Consider the following 15368-nt stretch of genomic DNA (forward strand, 5'->3'; position numbering starts at 1 on the left):
CTGTAGATGGCGGACGATCGGAGCGCTCCATAGGTTTCACGGTGGTTCTCCGTGCTGTTCCCGTTTCGTTCCCTTGATCCGGGTTCCGCCCCGTTCTATCTTTGCCCCTCTGGAGGTGCCCCGTGCTGGGTCCCGTGATCCTCGCCGCGTCGCGCAGCGACAAGATGCGCCGTTTCGTGTCGGCCGCCCCCGGGACCAAGCAGGTCGTGGCACGCTTCATCGCCGGCGAGACGGTCGACGACGTCATCCCGATCGTGCGGGACCTGGCCGCCCGCGGCCTGGAGGTCACCCTCGACGTGGTCGGTGAGGACATCACCACCGTCGAGCAGTCCTACGCCGCCCGCGACGCCTACCTGGAGCTGATCGGCCGGCTGGGGGAGCTGGACCTGGGCGGGCGCGCCGAGATGTCGGTCAAGCTGTCGATGTTCGGCCAGTCGCTGGAGGGCGGCCACGAGCTCGCGCTGGCGAACGTGCGTCCGGTCGTCGCGGCCGCCGCCGAGATCGGCACCACCGTCACCCTGGACGCCGAGGACCACACCACCCTCGACTCGATGTTCGCCATCCACGAGGAGCTGCGGAAGGACTTCCCGCAGACCGGCTGCGTCATCCAGGCGTACCTCTTCCGCACCGAGGAGGACGCCCGCCGCCTCGCCGCGAACGGCTCGCGCGTGCGGATCGTGAAGGGCGCCTACAAGGAGCCCGCGTCCGTCGCGATCCAGGACAAGGCCGAGATCGACAAGGCGTACGTCCGGATCATGAAGATCCTCATGGACGGCGAGGGCTACCCGATGATCGGCTCCCACGACCCCCGGCTGATCTCCATCGGCCAGGAGCTCGCCCGCCGCGCCGGGCGCAAGCTCGACGAGTACGAGTTCCAGATGCTGTACGGCATCCGCGGCGAGGAGCAGAACCGTCTCGCCGCCGAAGGCCACCGCATGCGGGTCTACACCGCGTACGGCACCGACTGGTACGGCTACTTCATGCGCCGTCTGGCGGAGAAGCCGGCCAACCTCCTCTTCTTCGTCCGCTCCATCCTCACCAAGGGCTGAGCCCACCACCCCTCCGAAGGAGTCACGAGACCCATGGACGCTGTGACCCAGGTCCCCGCTCCGGTCAACGAGCCGGTGCACAGCTACGCCCCCGGCACTCCCGAGCGCGCCCGTCTGGAGGCCAAGCTCAAGGAGCTGGCCGACAACCCGCGCGAGCTGCCGATGACCATCGGCGGCGTCAAGCGCATGGGCGGCGGCGACGAGTTCAAGGTCGTCCAGCCGCACAACCACAAGTCCGTCATCGGCACCTTCCGGGGCGCCACCGAGCAGGACGCCCAGGACGCCATCGACGCCGCCCTGGCCGCCGCCCCGGCCTGGCGCGCGATGTCCTTCGACGACCGTGCCGCGATCATCCTGCGCGCCGCCGAGCTGCTCGCCGGCCCGTGGCGCGAGACGCTGGCCGCCTCCACCATGCTCGGCCAGTCCAAGACCGCCCAGCAGGCCGAGATCGACACCCCGTGCGAGCTCGTCGACTTCTGGCGCTTCAACGTGGCCTACGCCCGCCAGATCCTGGCCGAGCAGCCGCCGGCCAACGCGCCGGGCGTGTGGAACCGCCTGGACCACCGCCCGCTGGAGGGCTTCGTCTACGCGATCACGCCGTTCAACTTCACGGCCATCGCGGGCAACCTGCCCACCGCCCCCGCCCTCATGGGCAACGTGGTGGTCTGGAAGCCGTCCCCGACGCAGACCCACTCCGCCGTGCTCCTCATGGAGCTGCTGGAGGAGGCCGGCCTGCCGAAGGGCGTCATCAACCTGGTGACCGGCGACGGCATCGCCGTCTCCGAGGTGGCCCTGAACCACCGCGACCTGGCCGGCATCCACTTCACCGGCTCGACCAAGACCTTCCAGCACCTGTGGAAGACGGTCGGCAACAACATCGAGAAGTACCGCTCCTACCCGCGGATCGTCGGCGAGACGGGCGGCAAGGACTTCGTCGTCGCCCACCCGAGCGCCGACCGCGCCGTCCTGAAGACCGCGCTGACCCGTGGGTCCTTCGAGTTCCAGGGCCAGAAGTGCTCCGCCTCCTCGCGCGCGTACATCCCGGCCTCCATCTGGAACGACGGCTTCAAGGAGGAGTTCGCGACCGAGGTCGACGGCATCAAGATGGGTGACGTCACCGACCTGTCGAACTTCATCGGCGCCGTCATCGACGAGCGTGCCTTCGCCAAGAACAAGGCCGCGATCGACCGGGCCAAGGCCGACCCGAGCTGCACCATCGTCGCCGGCGGCACCTACGACGACTCCGAGGGCTGGTTCGTCCGCCCGACCGTCATCGAGTGCACCGACCCGGAGAACGAGGTCTTCACGACCGAGTACTTCGGCCCGATCCTCGCGGTGTACGTGTACGACGACAGCTCCCCCGAGAAGTACGACGAGATGCTGACCCAGATGGAGTCGGTCTCGGACTACGCCCTCACCGGCTCGGTCATCGCGAACGACCGCGCCGCCGCCGCGTACACCATGGAGAAGCTGCGCTTCGCGGCCGGCAACTTCTACATCAACGACAAGTCGACCGGCGCCGTCGTCGGCCAGCAGCCCTTCGGCGGCGGCCGCGCCTCCGGCACCAACGACAAGGCGGGCGCCCCGCAGAACCTGATGCGCTGGACGCTGACCCGCGCCATCAAGGAGACGCTGGTCCCGCCGACCGAGTACGGCTACCCGCACATGGGCTGACCCCCGCCCGCCGCGTGAGCGGCCCCTGATCACCGCCCCCCTCCTGGACCCCCAAACCAGGACGGGGGCGGTTCTCATGCGGCGGGCTTACGCTGCTGGGGAGGGGGGTCGGCTCGGCGAGGAGATGCGACATGCCTGGTTCGACGACTCTCGGCCCCGGGCACGGGGTCGACGCGATCGACCATCCCGACGCGCAGCGGCTGACCTCGGTGATGAGGGAGCTGCACCGGCTGCTGACCGCACCGGGACCGGACCGGATGACGGACGCGCAGGTCGCGGCGCTGTGCGGCGGCGGGGCAGCCGGCCGTGCGGAGTTCACGGCCTGGGTGGAGCGCGTGGTGCGCCGCCTGGAGGAGGCTACGGCCTGACGAGGCGACGCTCCAGGAAGCCGGCGATCAGCTCCGCGATCGCCGGCGCGTGGGTCTCCAGGGCGAAGTGGCCGGTGGGCAGGAGGTGGATCTCCGCGTCCGGGAGGTCGCGGCGGAAGGCCTCGGCGCCGGCCGGGACGAAGATCTCGTCACCCTCGCCCCAGACGGCGAGGAGGGGCACCTGGGAGGTCCGGAAGTACTCCTGGAAGGCCGGGTAGAGGGCGAAGTTGGAGCCGTAGTCGGCGATCAGGTCCAGCTGGATCGCGTCCTGGCCCTCCCGGGCCATCAGGGCCGCGTCGTGGTGCCAGGCGTCGGGGCTGAGCAGGTCGCGGTAGGCGGCGGGGACGCCCGTCTCGTACTGCCGGCGGATCCCGTCCAGGGAGCGGATGGCGCGGACCGGGGCCTCGGTCTTCGCGGTGCGCTCGGCGATCAGGGCGAGGACGGGGGCCCAGGCGTCGGCGCCGAGGCCCTCTTCGTAGGCGTTGCCGTTCTGGGTGACGATCGCGGTGACGCGCTCGGGGTGGGCGAGCGCGAGGCGCAGGCCGATGGGGGCGCCGTAGTCCTGGACGTAGAGCGCGAACCGGTCGAGGCCGAGGGCCTCCGTGAAGTCGGAGGTCAGGGCGGCCAGTTCGGCGAAGGTGTAGTCGAACGCGGTGGCCGGGGGCGCGGCGCTGCGGCCGAAACCGAGGTGGTCGGGGGCGATCAGCCGGTGGTCGTCGGCCAGCCTGGGGATCAGGTCGCGGAACATGTGCGAGCTGGTGGGAAAGCCGTGCAGCAGGAGCAGGACGGGCGCGTCGGCCGGGCCCGCCTCCCGGTAGAAGATCTCGTGGCCGCGGACGGTGACGGTGCGGTGGTGGACCGGGAGCACGGACATCTTCTCTAACCTCTCAAAGGTGAGTGACTGGTGAGGGAAGTCAAGCGCATCACCCCCTAACCGGTCAATAATTGATTGATGGTTAGGTGGAGAGAGGGGGAGACTGAGGGGGTGACGGAGACGGTGATCCTCAGGAGCGCGCCGACCCACGCGCTCGGCCCCGACCGGCTGCGCGCCCTGCGCGACCTGCTCGACGGTGCCTTCGGCGGCGACTTCTCCGACGAGGACTGGGACCACGGCCTCGGCGGCCTGCACGTCTGGATCGAGGACGAGCGCCGGCTGCCCGTCGCCCACGGCGCCCTCGTCATGCGGCGGGTGCTCCACCGGGGGCGCTCGCACCGGATCGGGTACGTCGAAGGGGTGGCCGTCCGCGCCGGGCGACGGCGCCAGGGGCTCGGCGGACGGGTCATGGCCGAGCTGGAGCGGGCGATCGACGGGGCCTACGCCTTCGGTGCGCTCAGCGCCTCCGACGAGGGGGCCGCGCTCTACGAGGCCCGCGGCTGGCGGCTCTGGCGCGGGCGGATCGCGACCCTCGGCCCCCAGGGGATCGTCCGCCTCCCCGACGAGGAGGACTCCACCTATCTCCGGCCGGCCGCGGGCCGCCCGCTGCCCGATCCCGGCGAGCCGCTGGTCTTCGACTGGCGCGACGGCGATGTGATGTGACGCGGGCCGCGCGGCGGCCGTGGGCGACGGCGGTCAGGGGGTGGGCCCGGCCGGGCCCCTGGCGGCCTCCAGGTGGGACGTGTACAGCGCCGAGACCATCGAGCCCAGGCCCAGCGTCAGCGCGAACCCCGCCGTGCCGAGCACGCCGATGAACAGCGCCGCCGTCGAGCCGGTCACCAGCACCAGCCACGCGGCGAGCACCAGCCTGCCCCGGCGGCTGAGGAACAGCCACCGCCGGGGTGTCGCCGGCAACGTGTCCAGCGCCCCGGCGGGACCGGCCGTCGCCGCCTTGGGGCGCTTGAAGTAGCCGTACACCAGCCACTCGCCGCACAGCTCCCAGCCTTCCGGCGAGAGGTCGTCGAGGACGCGGGCGCGGCGGCGGCCGCCGATGACCTCCCGGCGGTACTCCCAGCGCAGGGCCGCCCCCGGCGCCCGCCGGCAGACGAACCGGCCGAGCGCGTCCAGCGACTCGACCTCCCAGCCCTGGTCGCCGTGGACCGCGAGCATCCGGCGGTCGTGGAAGAGGTCCGCGGTCCAGGTCCACCGCTCCGCCGCCGCGTCCGGCTCCCCGGGCTCGGGGGCGAGGCCGCCCAGGCCGGCCGCGAAGCGCTCGACGGGGCCGAACTCCTCCTCCGGCGTGGTGCCGGTCTCGGCGACATGGCCGCGCAGATCGGCGACGGTGGCCCCGATCTCGTCCTCCGGTACGCCCGCCGCGCGCAGGGCCGTGGCCAGGTCGTCGAAGTAGCGCGTCCCGCGCTCGCCGGACCCGGTGTCGCCGGTTCCGAAGTCGCCGGTCGAGAAGTCGCCGGTCATGCGTTGCCCCCTGGGTGCAGCGTGGTCGTCACGGCCCGGTGGAACTCCCGCCAGGCCTCGCTCTCGGCCGCGAGGTGCGCCCGCCCCTGGTCGGTGAGCCGGTAGTAGCGCCGCCCGGGACCGCGCTCGGCGGCCCGGAACTCGGCCTCCACCAGGCCCGCCTCCTCCAGGCGGTTCAGTACGGGATACAGCGTCCCGCCCTTGATCTCGCCGACGCCCGCGGCGGCGAGCGACTTGGCGATCTCGTACCCGTAACTCTCGCCGTCGGTCAGGCGGGAGAGGACGAGCAGGTCGAGGACTCCCTTGAGCCAGCTGGATCTGCGGTCTGCGGCCATGGTGGCATTCCATCACTACCTAGGTAGGAAGGCAACCTAGATAGGCATGCGGCTCGTCGTCGTCTCAGATAGTAGGAAGTCCGAGTAATTGTGGAGACAGATCGGTTCGGCTGTCCTAGCTTTGTAGGAGCCGAACGTCCCGCTCCATCGAGCGCAGGGCGGTCGAGAGCGCGACGCCCCGAGCAGGCAATCCCTGCGGCGGCGCTCCCCGCCCCTTCCGGCGCCTTCGATCACGCTGATCTCAAGGAGTCGATCCCTCATGGCCGCTCAGACCGCCCGTCGCATCCGCCACGCCGCCGCCCGCCCGAGCGACGACGCCCGCAAGAACGCCGCCGCCGCCCTCCAGCGCGCCCTCGACCGCCGTGACAACGGCGGCACGACGGGCCACTGATCCCAGGCCCCGCCTGTCCCGAGGCTCCCGCCCGCCCCGAGGTCCGCCCACCCCGAGGCTCCCTCCAAGGGCGCCCCGCACGAAGGCGCCCGCGCCCGTCTCGCGGTGACCTCCGCACCGGTCACCGCGCGGCGGCCGCCGGCTTCCTCGTCTCGATCAGGGTGCGCGCCGAGTGCGCCACCACCACGACCCGGCGCGGACGCAGCCGCGAGGTGGCCCGGCCGAGGCCCGGCGCGCCTTCCCCCGTTCAGGAGGATCGTCCGCATCCTGGACATGATGTGTCAGACGATGGGACGAAGAGTAGGGTGCCGACATGTCTCACAGCATCAATCTCGCAGTCATCCCCGGCGACGGCATCGGCCAGGAGGTCGTGGCCCAGGGCCTCAAGGTCCTCTCGGCCGTCCTTCCGCAGGATGTGAAGCTGGAGACCAAGGAGTACGACTTCGGCGCCAAGCGCTACCACGCGACCGGTGAGACCCTCACCGACGCCGACCTCGACGCCCTCAGGCAGCACGACGCGATCCTGCTCGGCGCGATCGGCGACCCGTCGGTCCCCTCCGGCGTCCTGGAGCGGGGCTTCCTGCTGAAGCTGCGCTTCGCCTTCGACCACCACGTCAACCTGCGCCCCTCGAAGCTGCTCCCCGGCGTCGCCACCCCGCTCGCCGGCCAGCCCGAGATCGACTTCGTCGTCGTCCGCGAGGGCACCGAGGGCCCGTACACCGGCAACGGCGGCACCATCCGCAAGGGCACCGCGCACGAGGTCGCCACCGAGGTCTCCGTGAACACGGCCTTCGGTGTCGAGCGCGTGGTCCGGGACGCCTTCGCCCGCGCCCAGGCCCGGCCCCGCAAGAAGCTGACGCTGGTCCACAAGAACAACGTCCTGACCTTCGCGGGCCACCTCTGGACGAACATCTTCACCAAGGTGGCGGCCGAGTTCCCCGAGGTCACCACCGACTACCTGCACGTCGACGCGGCGACGATCTTCCTCGTCACCGACCCGGCCCGCTTCGACGTCATCGTCACCGACAACCTCTTCGGCGACATCATCACCGACCTCGCCGCGGCCGTCTCCGGCGGCATCGGCGTCGCCGCCTCGGGCAACATCAACCCGAGCGGCGAGTTCCCGTCCATGTTCGAGCCGGTCCACGGTTCCGCGCCGGACATCGCGGGCCAGGGCAAGGCCGACCCGACGGCCACCGTCCTCTCCGTCGCCCTGCTCCTGCGCCACCTCGGCTACGAGGCCGAGGCCGCCCGGATCGAGGCGGCGGTCGCGGCCGATCTCACCGAGCGCGGTGACGCCGTCCGTACGACGGACGAGATCGGCGACGCGCTCGCGGTACGCGTAGCGAGCTGACCCGCCGCGGAACCTCCACACAGCCGCCGGGTCGCACCAGCACCCGGCGGCTGTACCTATGCGGTCGCAGGGTGCCACCATCGAACCCTGGACCGCGCACACACCGTTTCGTGCACCGGTCCCCACGCGCGATAATCGAACGTGGGGCCGCGGCATGCGGGAAAGCTCGGACGTCCTAGCAGTACGGCGTGACTGCGGAGCGGCGTGAGCGCGGTCCGACCCAACAACCGGTGAAGGACAAGCACTCATGACGACGCCCACCATCGAGCTCAAGCCCTCCTCCAGCCCGCTGTCCGACGCGGAGCGCGAGGCGATCCTGGCCAACCCGGGATTCGGCCGGCACTTCACCGACCACATGGTCACCATCCGCTGGACGGAGGGCCGCGGCTGGCACGACGGCGAGCTCGTGCCGTACGGCCCGCTCTCCCTCGACCCGGCGACCAACGTCCTGCACTACGCGCAGGAGATCTTCGAGGGCCTGAAGGCCTACCGCCGCCCCGACGGCTCCGTCGCCAGCTTCCGCCCCGACGCCAACGCCCGCCGCTTCCAGCGCTCCGCGCACCGGCTCGGCATGCCCGAGCTGCCCGTCGAGACCTTCATCGAGGCCTGTGACGCCCTCGTCCGCCAGGACGAGGCGTGGGTGCCGGCGCACGGCGGCGAGGCGTCGCTCTACCTGCGTCCGTTCATGATCGCGACCGAGGTCGGCCTCGGGGTCCGTCCGGCCAACGAGTACCTGTTCGTCGTCATCGCCTCCCCGGCCGGTCCGTACTTCCCCGGCGGCGTCAAGCCGGTCTCCATCTGGGCCTCCGAGGACCGCGTCCGCGCCGTCCCCGGCGGCATGGGCGACGCCAAGACCGGCGGCAACTACGCCGCCTCCCTGCTCGCGCAGGCGGAGGCGGCGGCCAAGGGCTGCGACCAGGTCTGCTACCTCGACGCGGTCGAGCACAAGTGGGTCGAGGAGCTCGGCGGCATGAACCTGTACTTCGTGTACGCCGGCAAGGACGGCGGGAAGACGAGGATCGTCACCCCGACCCTCACCGGTTCGCTGCTCGCGGGCATCACCCGCGACTCCCTCCTCAAGCTCGCCGACGACCTCGGCTACGAGGCCGAGGAGGCCCGCGTCTCCATCGACCAGTGGCAGCGGGACACCGAGAACGGCAGCCTCACCGAGGTCTTCGCCTGCGGCACCGCCGCCGTCATCACCCCGGTCGGCACGGTCAAGTCCGCCCGGGGCGAGTGGCAGCAGTCGGGCGGCCGGCCCGGCGAGGTCACGATGAGGCTGCGCGAGGCGCTGCTCGCCATCCAGACGGGGAAGGCCGAGGACGTCCACGGCTGGATGCACGAGCTGGGCGGCGAGAAGTAGCGGCCGGTCAGTCCGCCAGGGCGCCCGGGACGGTCAGCGTCCCGGGCGCCTTCGCGTCCGGGGCCGTGCCGGGAGCCGTGCCCGGGGCCGACTCCTGGGCCGCCTCGGGTGCCGTCTTCGGGGTCGTGCCGTGGGCCGCGTCGGGGGTCGTGCCGTGGGCCGTTCCGGGAGCCGCGTCGGCGGCCGTCGTCTCGGGCGCGGGCGCCTTCGCCGGGGTGAGCACCGCGTACAGCACGCCGCCCACCACTCCCGACATCACGAAGCTGGCGTCGATCCCGCCGGTGAGGGCCAGCAGCGGGCCCTCGTAGAGCGGGGTCGACACCCCGGCGAGGCCGACCGCCGCGCCGATCGCCCAGGACGCGGTGGCGCGCGGGTGCCAGCCGGCCGAGAACCAGTAGACGCCGCCGCGCGAGCGCCGGTTGTAGACCTGGAGGGCCTCGGCGTCGTACGCGCCGCGGCAACGCCGGTGCCCGATCAGGGTGATGACCGCCCACGGGGTGCCGATCGCCGTGAGCAGCAGCACGAACGAGGTCATGGCGGTCTGGGCGTCCGAGGCGAAGTGGCCGAGGAAGACGAAGCCCGTGGCGACCGCCGCCACGACGAGGGTGGCGCGGGCGCGGGTCGCCTTCGGCAGGATCGCGTCGAGGTCGAGGCCCATCGAGTACAGCATCAGACCGGCGTTGCCGACGGAGCCGGCGGTCGCGGCCAGCAGCAGCGGGACGAGGTACCAGGCGGGCGAGGCGGCCACCAGCGGCCCGGCGTAGTCGAGGCCGCCGCGGGCCGCCAGTGCCGTGACGGTGCCGAAGAGCTGAGGGATCAGCAGGCCGACCACGAGGCCCAGACAGGTGGCCGCGAGGACGGACTTCTGGCTGTGCCGCGCGGGCGAGACGTAGCGGGTGTAGTCGCCGAGCAGCGTGATGAAGGCGACCGGTCCGCTGAGCCCGGCGGCGACGGCGGACAGCAGCCAGGTCGGCCAGAACGAGCCGAGCAGATACGGGGTGTCCGGCACCGCCGCGGTGGTGAAGTCCCCGGCGTAGGCGAAAAGTCCGAGCGCGAGCAGCAGGGTCATGCCGACGGCGAGGCCCTGGCTCAGCCGCAGCAGCAGCCGGTAGCCGTAGACGGCGGCGACCACGGTGAGGGCGGCGAGCAGCGCGTAGACGGCGGCGTGCGTGGCGTCGCCGGTGGGCAGGCCGATCAGCCGCTCCAGGGTGCCGACCATCACGTCGCCGCCGATCCACAGGGTCAGCGCGGTGTAGCCGAGGGAGAGCAGCAGACCGACCACCGAGCCCACCAGCCGGCCCCGGACGCCGAAGAAGGCGCCGGAGGAGGTGGAGAGGTTGGTGGCGGTGCGCAGGGAGACGAGCGCGAGCGGGGCGGTGACGGCGACGCCGACGAGGGTGCCGGCGACGACGGAGGTCACCGAGGCCCACAGGCCCAGCCCGAAGGAGACCGGGAGCCAGCCGAAGACGATCACGCCGAGGCAGAGGTTGGAGCCGAGCAGGATCGAGACGAGGTCACGGGGGCCGCTGGTGCGTTCCGCCTCGGGGATGGTGTCGACTCCGCGCTGTTCTATCGCCATGGGGACTCCCGGGGGGATGGGGGACGGGGGAGGGGCGGCGTGGGGGGATTTAGAGTGACGCTCAATGTGACTGACGCTGCTCGCTCGCGTCAATGCTTGGAAGCTGCGGTTTTTACATTTAGAGTGTCGTTCAAACGTGTCGCTCACGCAGGAGGTGTTTGGGGCGTGCGACTGACCCCCACGGAACGCGACCGGCTGTTGATCTTCGGAGCAGCCGAGCTCGCCCGCGCCCGCCGGGCCCGTGGCCTGAGGCTGAATGTGCCCGAGGCCACCGCCCTCATCGCCGACACCGTCTGCGAGGCCGCCCGCGACGGCAAGCGACTCGCCGAGGCGATCGAGGCGGCCCGCTCCGTCCTCGGCCCCGACGACGTCCTGCCCGGCGTCGCCGACGTCGTCACGGAGGTCCACGTCGAGGCCGTCTTCGACGACGGATCACGACTGGCCGTCGTCTCCGACCCCATCGGCGGCGGCTCGCTGGGAGCGGACGCGCCCGGCGCGCTGCGTCCCGGGCCCGCCTACGAGGAGGCCGAACCGGCCGTCACGCTCACCGTCCGCAACACCGCGGCGGTCCCGGTCAGCGTGACCTCCCACTTCCACTTCTTCGAGGCCAACCCGCGGCTCGCCTTCGACCGCGCCGCCGCGTACGGCATGCGCCTGGCCATCCCGGCCGGCGCGTCCTTCCGCTTCGACCCGGGCGGCCAGGCCGAGGTCGGCCTCGTGCCCATCGGCGGCGCCCGCGTCGCCATCGGCTTCGCGGGCCTGGTCGACGGTCCGCTGGACGCCCCCGGCGCGAAGGAGGAGGCCCTGCGCAGGGCTGCCGCCTGCGGATACCTGGGTGCCGACAACCCCGTGCCCGGCGAGCCCGAGAAGGAGGGCAACTGATGGACCCCTACGAGTACGCCTCCGTACACGGCCCGCGGGCCGGCGACCGGGTCGTCCTGGGCGACTCCGGCCTCGTCGTACGGGTCGAGTCCGACTCGCAGCGGCCCGGCGACGAGTTCCTCGCCGGCTTCGGCAAGACCGCCCGCGACGGACTGCACCTCAAGGCCGCCGCCGTCCGCGAGACCTGCGACGTCGTGATCAGCAACGTCCTGGTCATCGACGCCGTCCAGGGCATCCGCAAGGTGTCCATCGGCATCCGCGAGGGCCGCATCCACGCGATCGGCCGGGCGGGCAACCCCGACACCCTCGACGGCGTCGAGGTCGTCGTCGGCACCGGCACCTCGATCGTCTCCGGCGAGGGCCTGATCGCCACCGCCGGCGCCGTCGACACCCACGTCCACCTGCTGTCGCCGCGGATCATGGAGGCCTCGCTCGCCTCCGGCGTCACCACGGTCATCGGGCAGGAGTTCGGCCCCGTCTGGGGCGTCGGCGTCAACTCGCCCTGGGCGCTCAAGCACGCCTTCAACGCCTTCGACGCCTGGCCGGTCAACGTCGGCTTCCTCGGCCGCGGCTCCTCCTCGGACCCGGCCCCCCTCGTCGAGGCCCTCGCCGAGGGCGGCGCCTCCGGCTTCAAGGTCCACGAGGACATGGGCGCCCACACCCGGGCCCTGGACACCGCCCTCCGGGTCGCCGAGGAGCACGACGTGCAGGTCGCCCTGCACTCGGACGGCCTCAACGAGTGCCTGTCGGTCGAGGACACCCTCGCCGTCCTGGAGGGCCGCACCATCCACGCCTTCCACATCGAGGGCTGCGGCGGCGGACACGTACCGAACGTGCTGAAGATGGCGGGCGTGCCGAACGTCATCGGCTCCTCCACCAACCCCACCCTGCCCTTCGGCCGCGACGCGGTCGCCGAGCACTACGGGATGATCGTCTCCGTCCACGACCTGAAGACCGACCTGCCCGGCGACGCCGCCATGGCGCGCGACCGGATCCGGGCCGGGACGATGGGCGCGGAGGACGTCCTGCACGACCTGGGCGCGATCGGGATCACCTCGTCCGACGCGCAGGGAATGGGAAGGGCCGGCGAGACCGTACGCCGGACCTTCGCCATGGCCGGGAAGATGAAGGCCGAGCTGGGCCCGCTCGAGGGCGACGGCGAGCACGACGACAACGCGCGCGTGCTGCGCTACATGGCCAAGCTCACCATCAACCCGGCGATCGCCCACGGCCTCGCGCACGAGATCGGCTCGATCGAGGTCGGCAAGCTGGCCGACATCGTGCTGTGGCGTCCGGAGTTCTTCGGCGCCAAGCCGCAGCTGGTGCTGAAGTCCGGCTTCCCCGCGTGGGGGGTCGTGGGCGATCCGAACGCGGCCACCGACACCTGCGAGCCGCTCGTCCTCGGCCCGCTGTTCGGCGGGCACGGCGCGACCGCCGCCGACATCTCCGTCGCGTTCGTCGCCCAGGCCGCCGTCGACCTCGGCTCCGACCGCATGCCGACCCGCCGTCGGCGCGTCCCCGTGCGCGGCACCCGAGGCATCGGCCCCGGGAACCTGCTGCTCAACTCGCGCATCGGCGACGTCCAGGTCGACGGCCGCACCGGCCTCGTGTCCCTGGACGGCTCCCCGATCCGCTCGGAGGCGGCCGAGTCCGTCTCGCTCAACCGCCTCTACTTCCTCTGACCTCCTTAGGACCCGTACCCATGACGTACCGCATGCCCGCCGAGTGGACCCCGCACGAGCGGACCTGGATGGCCTGGCCCAGCCCCAACCCCACCTTCACCGACGAGGAGGAGCTGGCCGAGGCCCGCGCCGCCTGGGCGTCCGTGGCCCGCGCCGTACGCCGCTTCGAGCCGGTGACGATGGTGGTGGCCCCCGGCGACACCGAGTCCGCCCGCGCCCTGCTCGGCGACGACGTCGAGCTGATCGAGCGCGAGCTGGACGACGCCTGGATGCGGGACATCGGCCCCACCTTCGTCAAGGACGAGGAGGGCCGGCTCGCCGCCGTGGACTGGGTCTTCAACGGCTGGGGCGGACAGGACTGGGCCCGCTGGGAGCACGACTCCAAGATCGCCCGCCATGTCGCCGACGCCGCCGGCGTGCCCGTGGTGAGCAGCGCTCTTGTGAACGAGGGCGGCGCCATCCACGTCGACGGCGAGGGCACCGTCCTGCTCACCGACACGGTGCAGCTCGGCGCGGGCCGCAACCCCGAGTGGACCCGCCGCGAGGTCGAGGCCGAGATCCACGACAAGCTGGGCACCACCAAGGCGATCTGGCTCCCGCACGGTCTGGCCGGCGACTACGGCCTGTACGGCACCCAGGGCCACGTCGACATCGTCGCCGCCTTCGCCCGCCCCGGCACCGTCCTGGTCCACAGCCAGCAGAACCCCAACCACCCCGACCACGAGCGCTCCCGCCTCTACCTCGACCTCCTGCGCGGCCAGACCGACGCCCAGGGCCGCCCCCTGGAGGTCGTCGAGGTCCCCGCCCCGACCGTCCTGAAGGACGAGGAGGGCGACTGGGTCGACTACTCGTACATCAACCACTACCTCTGCAACGGCGGCGTGGTGCTGTGCGGCTTCGACGACCCGAACGACGAGGTCGCGGCCGGCATCTTCCGCCGGCTCTTCCCCGAGCGCGAGGTCGTCCTCGTCGACGCGCGCCCGATCTTCGCGGGCGGCGGCGGCATCCACTGCATCACGCAGCAGCAGCCGGCGGTCTGACCCCCGGCGCACCGGCCGAACCCGGAGAAGCGGGGAGAGGTCCGGAAAACCGGTGTCCATCGGGGTGCCGTCTCGAGGACGATCGCCCCGATGGACATCCTGATCTGCGCCGCCTGCGCCCGCCCCCTCACCGACGCCGTACGGCTCATGGACGCCGTGCCCGACCTGCCGCCGTGGGACGGGTCACCCGGCCCCGACGGGCTACGGCGCTCGCCGGCGACGATGCCCCGCGGCCGGTACGCGGTCCAGCCGGACCACCGGGGCGCGCCGTTCGTCCCCTGCCCGGAGGAGGACGAGGACGCCTACGACGGGATCCACCCGGGCGGTCCCTGGGCGTCGGACGAGCGCGGCTGGCTCGTCTCGGCCGGGCCGCGCAACCAGTACGTGCTGCACCCCGACGACGTCCTGCCGCTCGACCTCCAGCCGGAGCCGCTGCGCAGCTCCGGCTGCTGCGGCGCGGCGGGCGCCGACGGCCCCAACCGGGTCTGTGCCTGCGGCGCGGAGGTCGCGACCCTGTACGCCGACTGCTCCACGCCGTACGAGATCCTGTTCGCGCCCGGCGCCGTCCGCGTCGTCCCGGCCCCCCGGCCGGGCGGCCGGATCCCGGACCACCCCTCATCCTGTAGAACGTACGAGTGAGTCAGAGCAGCAGCCCGCCCCACCACCCCCGGCGCCGCAACCAGGCGGCCCCGCCGCGCGAGGACGTCCTCGCCGCCGCCATGGACACCATCGCCGAGCGCGGTCTGGACGGGCTCACCATGGCCGGCCTCGGGCGGCAGGTCGGGATGAGCAGCGGGCACCTCCTCTACTACTTCCGCACCAAGGACGAGTTGCTGCTGCGCACCCTGGAGTGGAGCGAGGGCCGGCTCGGCGCCGAGCGCAGCGCGCTGCTCTCCGGTCCCGGCACGGCGCGGGAGCGACTGGACGGCTATGTCGACGTGTACGTGCCCGACGGGCCGCGCGACCCGCACTGGACGCTGTGGCTGGAGGTCTGGAACCGCTCGCAGAACGCCGACGACGACGCCCGTGCCCGGCAGGCCGCCATCGAGGGCGCCTGGCACCGCGACCTCGTCGCGATCATCGCCGAAGGGGTCTCGCGCGGGGAGTTCCGGGCCGTCGACCCGGACCGGTACGCGCACCGGATGCGGGCCCTGCTCGACGGCTTCAGCGTGCACGTCGCCGTCGGCATCCCCGGCACCGGGCGGGACCAAGTCCTCGACCACGTACGGGAGTTCATCGCCGAAACCCTGATCCCGTGATCTTTAGGCACGCAAGTACTCCTGATCGTTGTGCGTGGCACC

The 15368-nt window shown here is 72.2% G+C and carries 16 protein-coding genes; 12 read left to right on the forward strand and 4 right to left on the reverse strand.

All coding sequences use genetic code 11. From position 1 onward, the window contains the following. Nucleotides 1-122 precede the first annotated feature (122 nt). The 3 genes from ABTZ91_RS08475 (at nucleotide 123) to ABTZ91_RS08485 (ending at nucleotide 3091) form a co-directional block, all read left to right on the forward strand. Nucleotides 123-1049, forward strand: a complete 927-nt coding sequence (locus tag ABTZ91_RS08475; RefSeq protein WP_352076355.1) for a proline dehydrogenase family protein — start codon at nucleotides 123-125, stop codon at nucleotides 1047-1049. 33 nt (nucleotides 1050-1082) lie between these two features. Continuing rightward, nucleotides 1083-2723, forward strand: a complete 1641-nt coding sequence (gene pruA / locus ABTZ91_RS08480; protein WP_352076356.1) for an L-glutamate gamma-semialdehyde dehydrogenase — start codon at nucleotides 1083-1085, stop codon at nucleotides 2721-2723. Nucleotides 2724-2854: 131 nt separating this feature from the next. Further along, the gene (locus ABTZ91_RS08485) at nucleotides 2855-3091 is read left to right on the forward strand and encodes a hypothetical protein (protein WP_352076357.1); all 237 of its coding nucleotides are present in this window, start codon (nucleotides 2855-2857) and stop codon (nucleotides 3089-3091) included. Here ABTZ91_RS08485 and ABTZ91_RS08490 read toward each other — a convergent pair. Next, entirely contained in the window at nucleotides 3081-3965 is an 885-nt protein-coding gene (locus ABTZ91_RS08490) for an alpha/beta fold hydrolase (RefSeq protein WP_352076358.1), read from the reverse strand. The two genes, ABTZ91_RS08485 and ABTZ91_RS08490, sit on opposite strands and share 11 nt — an antisense overlap. 78 nt (nucleotides 3966-4043) lie before the next feature. Between ABTZ91_RS08490 and ABTZ91_RS08495 the strand changes: the two genes are divergently transcribed. Beyond that, entirely contained in the window at nucleotides 4044-4628 is a 585-nt protein-coding gene (locus ABTZ91_RS08495) for a GNAT family N-acetyltransferase (protein WP_407077919.1), read from the forward strand. Nucleotides 4629-4661: 33 nt separating this feature from the next. On the opposite strand, the gene ABTZ91_RS08500 is transcribed toward ABTZ91_RS08495, so the two are convergent. After that, on the reverse strand, nucleotides 4662-5441 hold the full coding sequence (locus tag ABTZ91_RS08500; protein ID WP_352076360.1) for a hypothetical protein: 780 nt from the start codon (nucleotides 5439-5441) through the stop codon (nucleotides 4662-4664). Continuing rightward, the gene (locus tag ABTZ91_RS08505) at nucleotides 5438-5776 is read right to left on the reverse strand and encodes a helix-turn-helix transcriptional regulator (protein ID WP_352076361.1); all 339 of its coding nucleotides are present in this window, start codon (nucleotides 5774-5776) and stop codon (nucleotides 5438-5440) included. The genes ABTZ91_RS08500 and ABTZ91_RS08505 overlap by 4 nt, the downstream gene beginning before the upstream one ends. Before the next feature lie 259 nt (nucleotides 5777-6035). Between ABTZ91_RS08505 and ABTZ91_RS08510 the strand changes: the two genes are divergently transcribed. The 3 genes from ABTZ91_RS08510 to ABTZ91_RS08520 all read left to right on the forward strand — a co-directional run bounded on the left by ABTZ91_RS08510 (nucleotide 6036) and on the right by ABTZ91_RS08520 (nucleotide 8884). After that, complete coding sequence (locus tag ABTZ91_RS08510) at nucleotides 6036-6167, forward strand: hypothetical protein (RefSeq protein WP_352076362.1); 132 nt, start codon at nucleotides 6036-6038, stop codon at nucleotides 6165-6167. Between the two features lie 313 nt (nucleotides 6168-6480). Next, nucleotides 6481-7521 (forward strand): 3-isopropylmalate dehydrogenase, encoded by a 1041-nt coding sequence (locus ABTZ91_RS08515; RefSeq protein WP_352076363.1) that lies wholly within the window; start codon nucleotides 6481-6483, stop codon nucleotides 7519-7521. A gap of 247 nt (nucleotides 7522-7768) precedes the next feature. Beyond that, entirely contained in the window at nucleotides 7769-8884 is a 1116-nt protein-coding gene (locus tag ABTZ91_RS08520) for a branched-chain amino acid aminotransferase (RefSeq protein WP_352076364.1), read from the forward strand. A gap of 7 nt (nucleotides 8885-8891) precedes the next feature. Here the strand turns inward: ABTZ91_RS08520 and ABTZ91_RS08525 are convergent, their stop codons facing one another. Beyond that, entirely contained in the window at nucleotides 8892-10463 is a 1572-nt protein-coding gene (locus tag ABTZ91_RS08525; RefSeq protein ID WP_352076365.1) for a cytosine permease, read from the reverse strand. Between the two features lie 165 nt (nucleotides 10464-10628). On the opposite strand from ABTZ91_RS08525, the gene ureA reads away from it, so the two are divergent. The 5 genes from ureA to ABTZ91_RS08550 all read left to right on the forward strand — a co-directional run bounded on the left by ureA (nucleotide 10629) and on the right by ABTZ91_RS08550 (nucleotide 15326). Next, nucleotides 10629-11345: an urease subunit gamma gene (ureA, locus tag ABTZ91_RS08530; RefSeq protein WP_352076366.1), complete on the forward strand. Its 717-nt coding sequence runs from the start codon at nucleotides 10629-10631 to the stop codon at nucleotides 11343-11345. Continuing rightward, a complete protein-coding gene (locus ABTZ91_RS08535) occupies nucleotides 11345-13027 on the forward strand; it encodes an urease subunit alpha (RefSeq protein ID WP_352076367.1) in 1683 nt (560 codons plus the stop codon). Before ureA ends, ABTZ91_RS08535 begins: the two co-directional genes overlap by 1 nt. Before the next feature lie 20 nt (nucleotides 13028-13047). Next, nucleotides 13048-14067 carry an agmatine deiminase family protein gene (locus tag ABTZ91_RS08540; RefSeq protein ID WP_352076368.1) on the forward strand — a complete coding sequence of 340 codons (1020 nt, stop codon included), beginning with the start codon at nucleotides 13048-13050 and terminating at the stop codon, nucleotides 14065-14067. A gap of 90 nt (nucleotides 14068-14157) precedes the next feature. Further along, nucleotides 14158-14706 (forward strand): hypothetical protein, encoded by a 549-nt coding sequence (locus ABTZ91_RS08545; protein WP_352076369.1) that lies wholly within the window; start codon nucleotides 14158-14160, stop codon nucleotides 14704-14706. Between the two features lie 80 nt (nucleotides 14707-14786). Then, nucleotides 14787-15326 carry a TetR/AcrR family transcriptional regulator gene (locus ABTZ91_RS08550; protein WP_352076404.1) on the forward strand — a complete coding sequence of 180 codons (540 nt, stop codon included), beginning with the start codon at nucleotides 14787-14789 and terminating at the stop codon, nucleotides 15324-15326. Nucleotides 15327-15368: the final 42 nt, after the last annotated feature.

The sequence above is a fragment of the Streptomyces sp. NPDC126499 genome, from assembly GCF_040302485.1.
GTDB lineage: Bacteria > Actinomycetota > Actinomycetes > Streptomycetales > Streptomycetaceae > Streptomyces.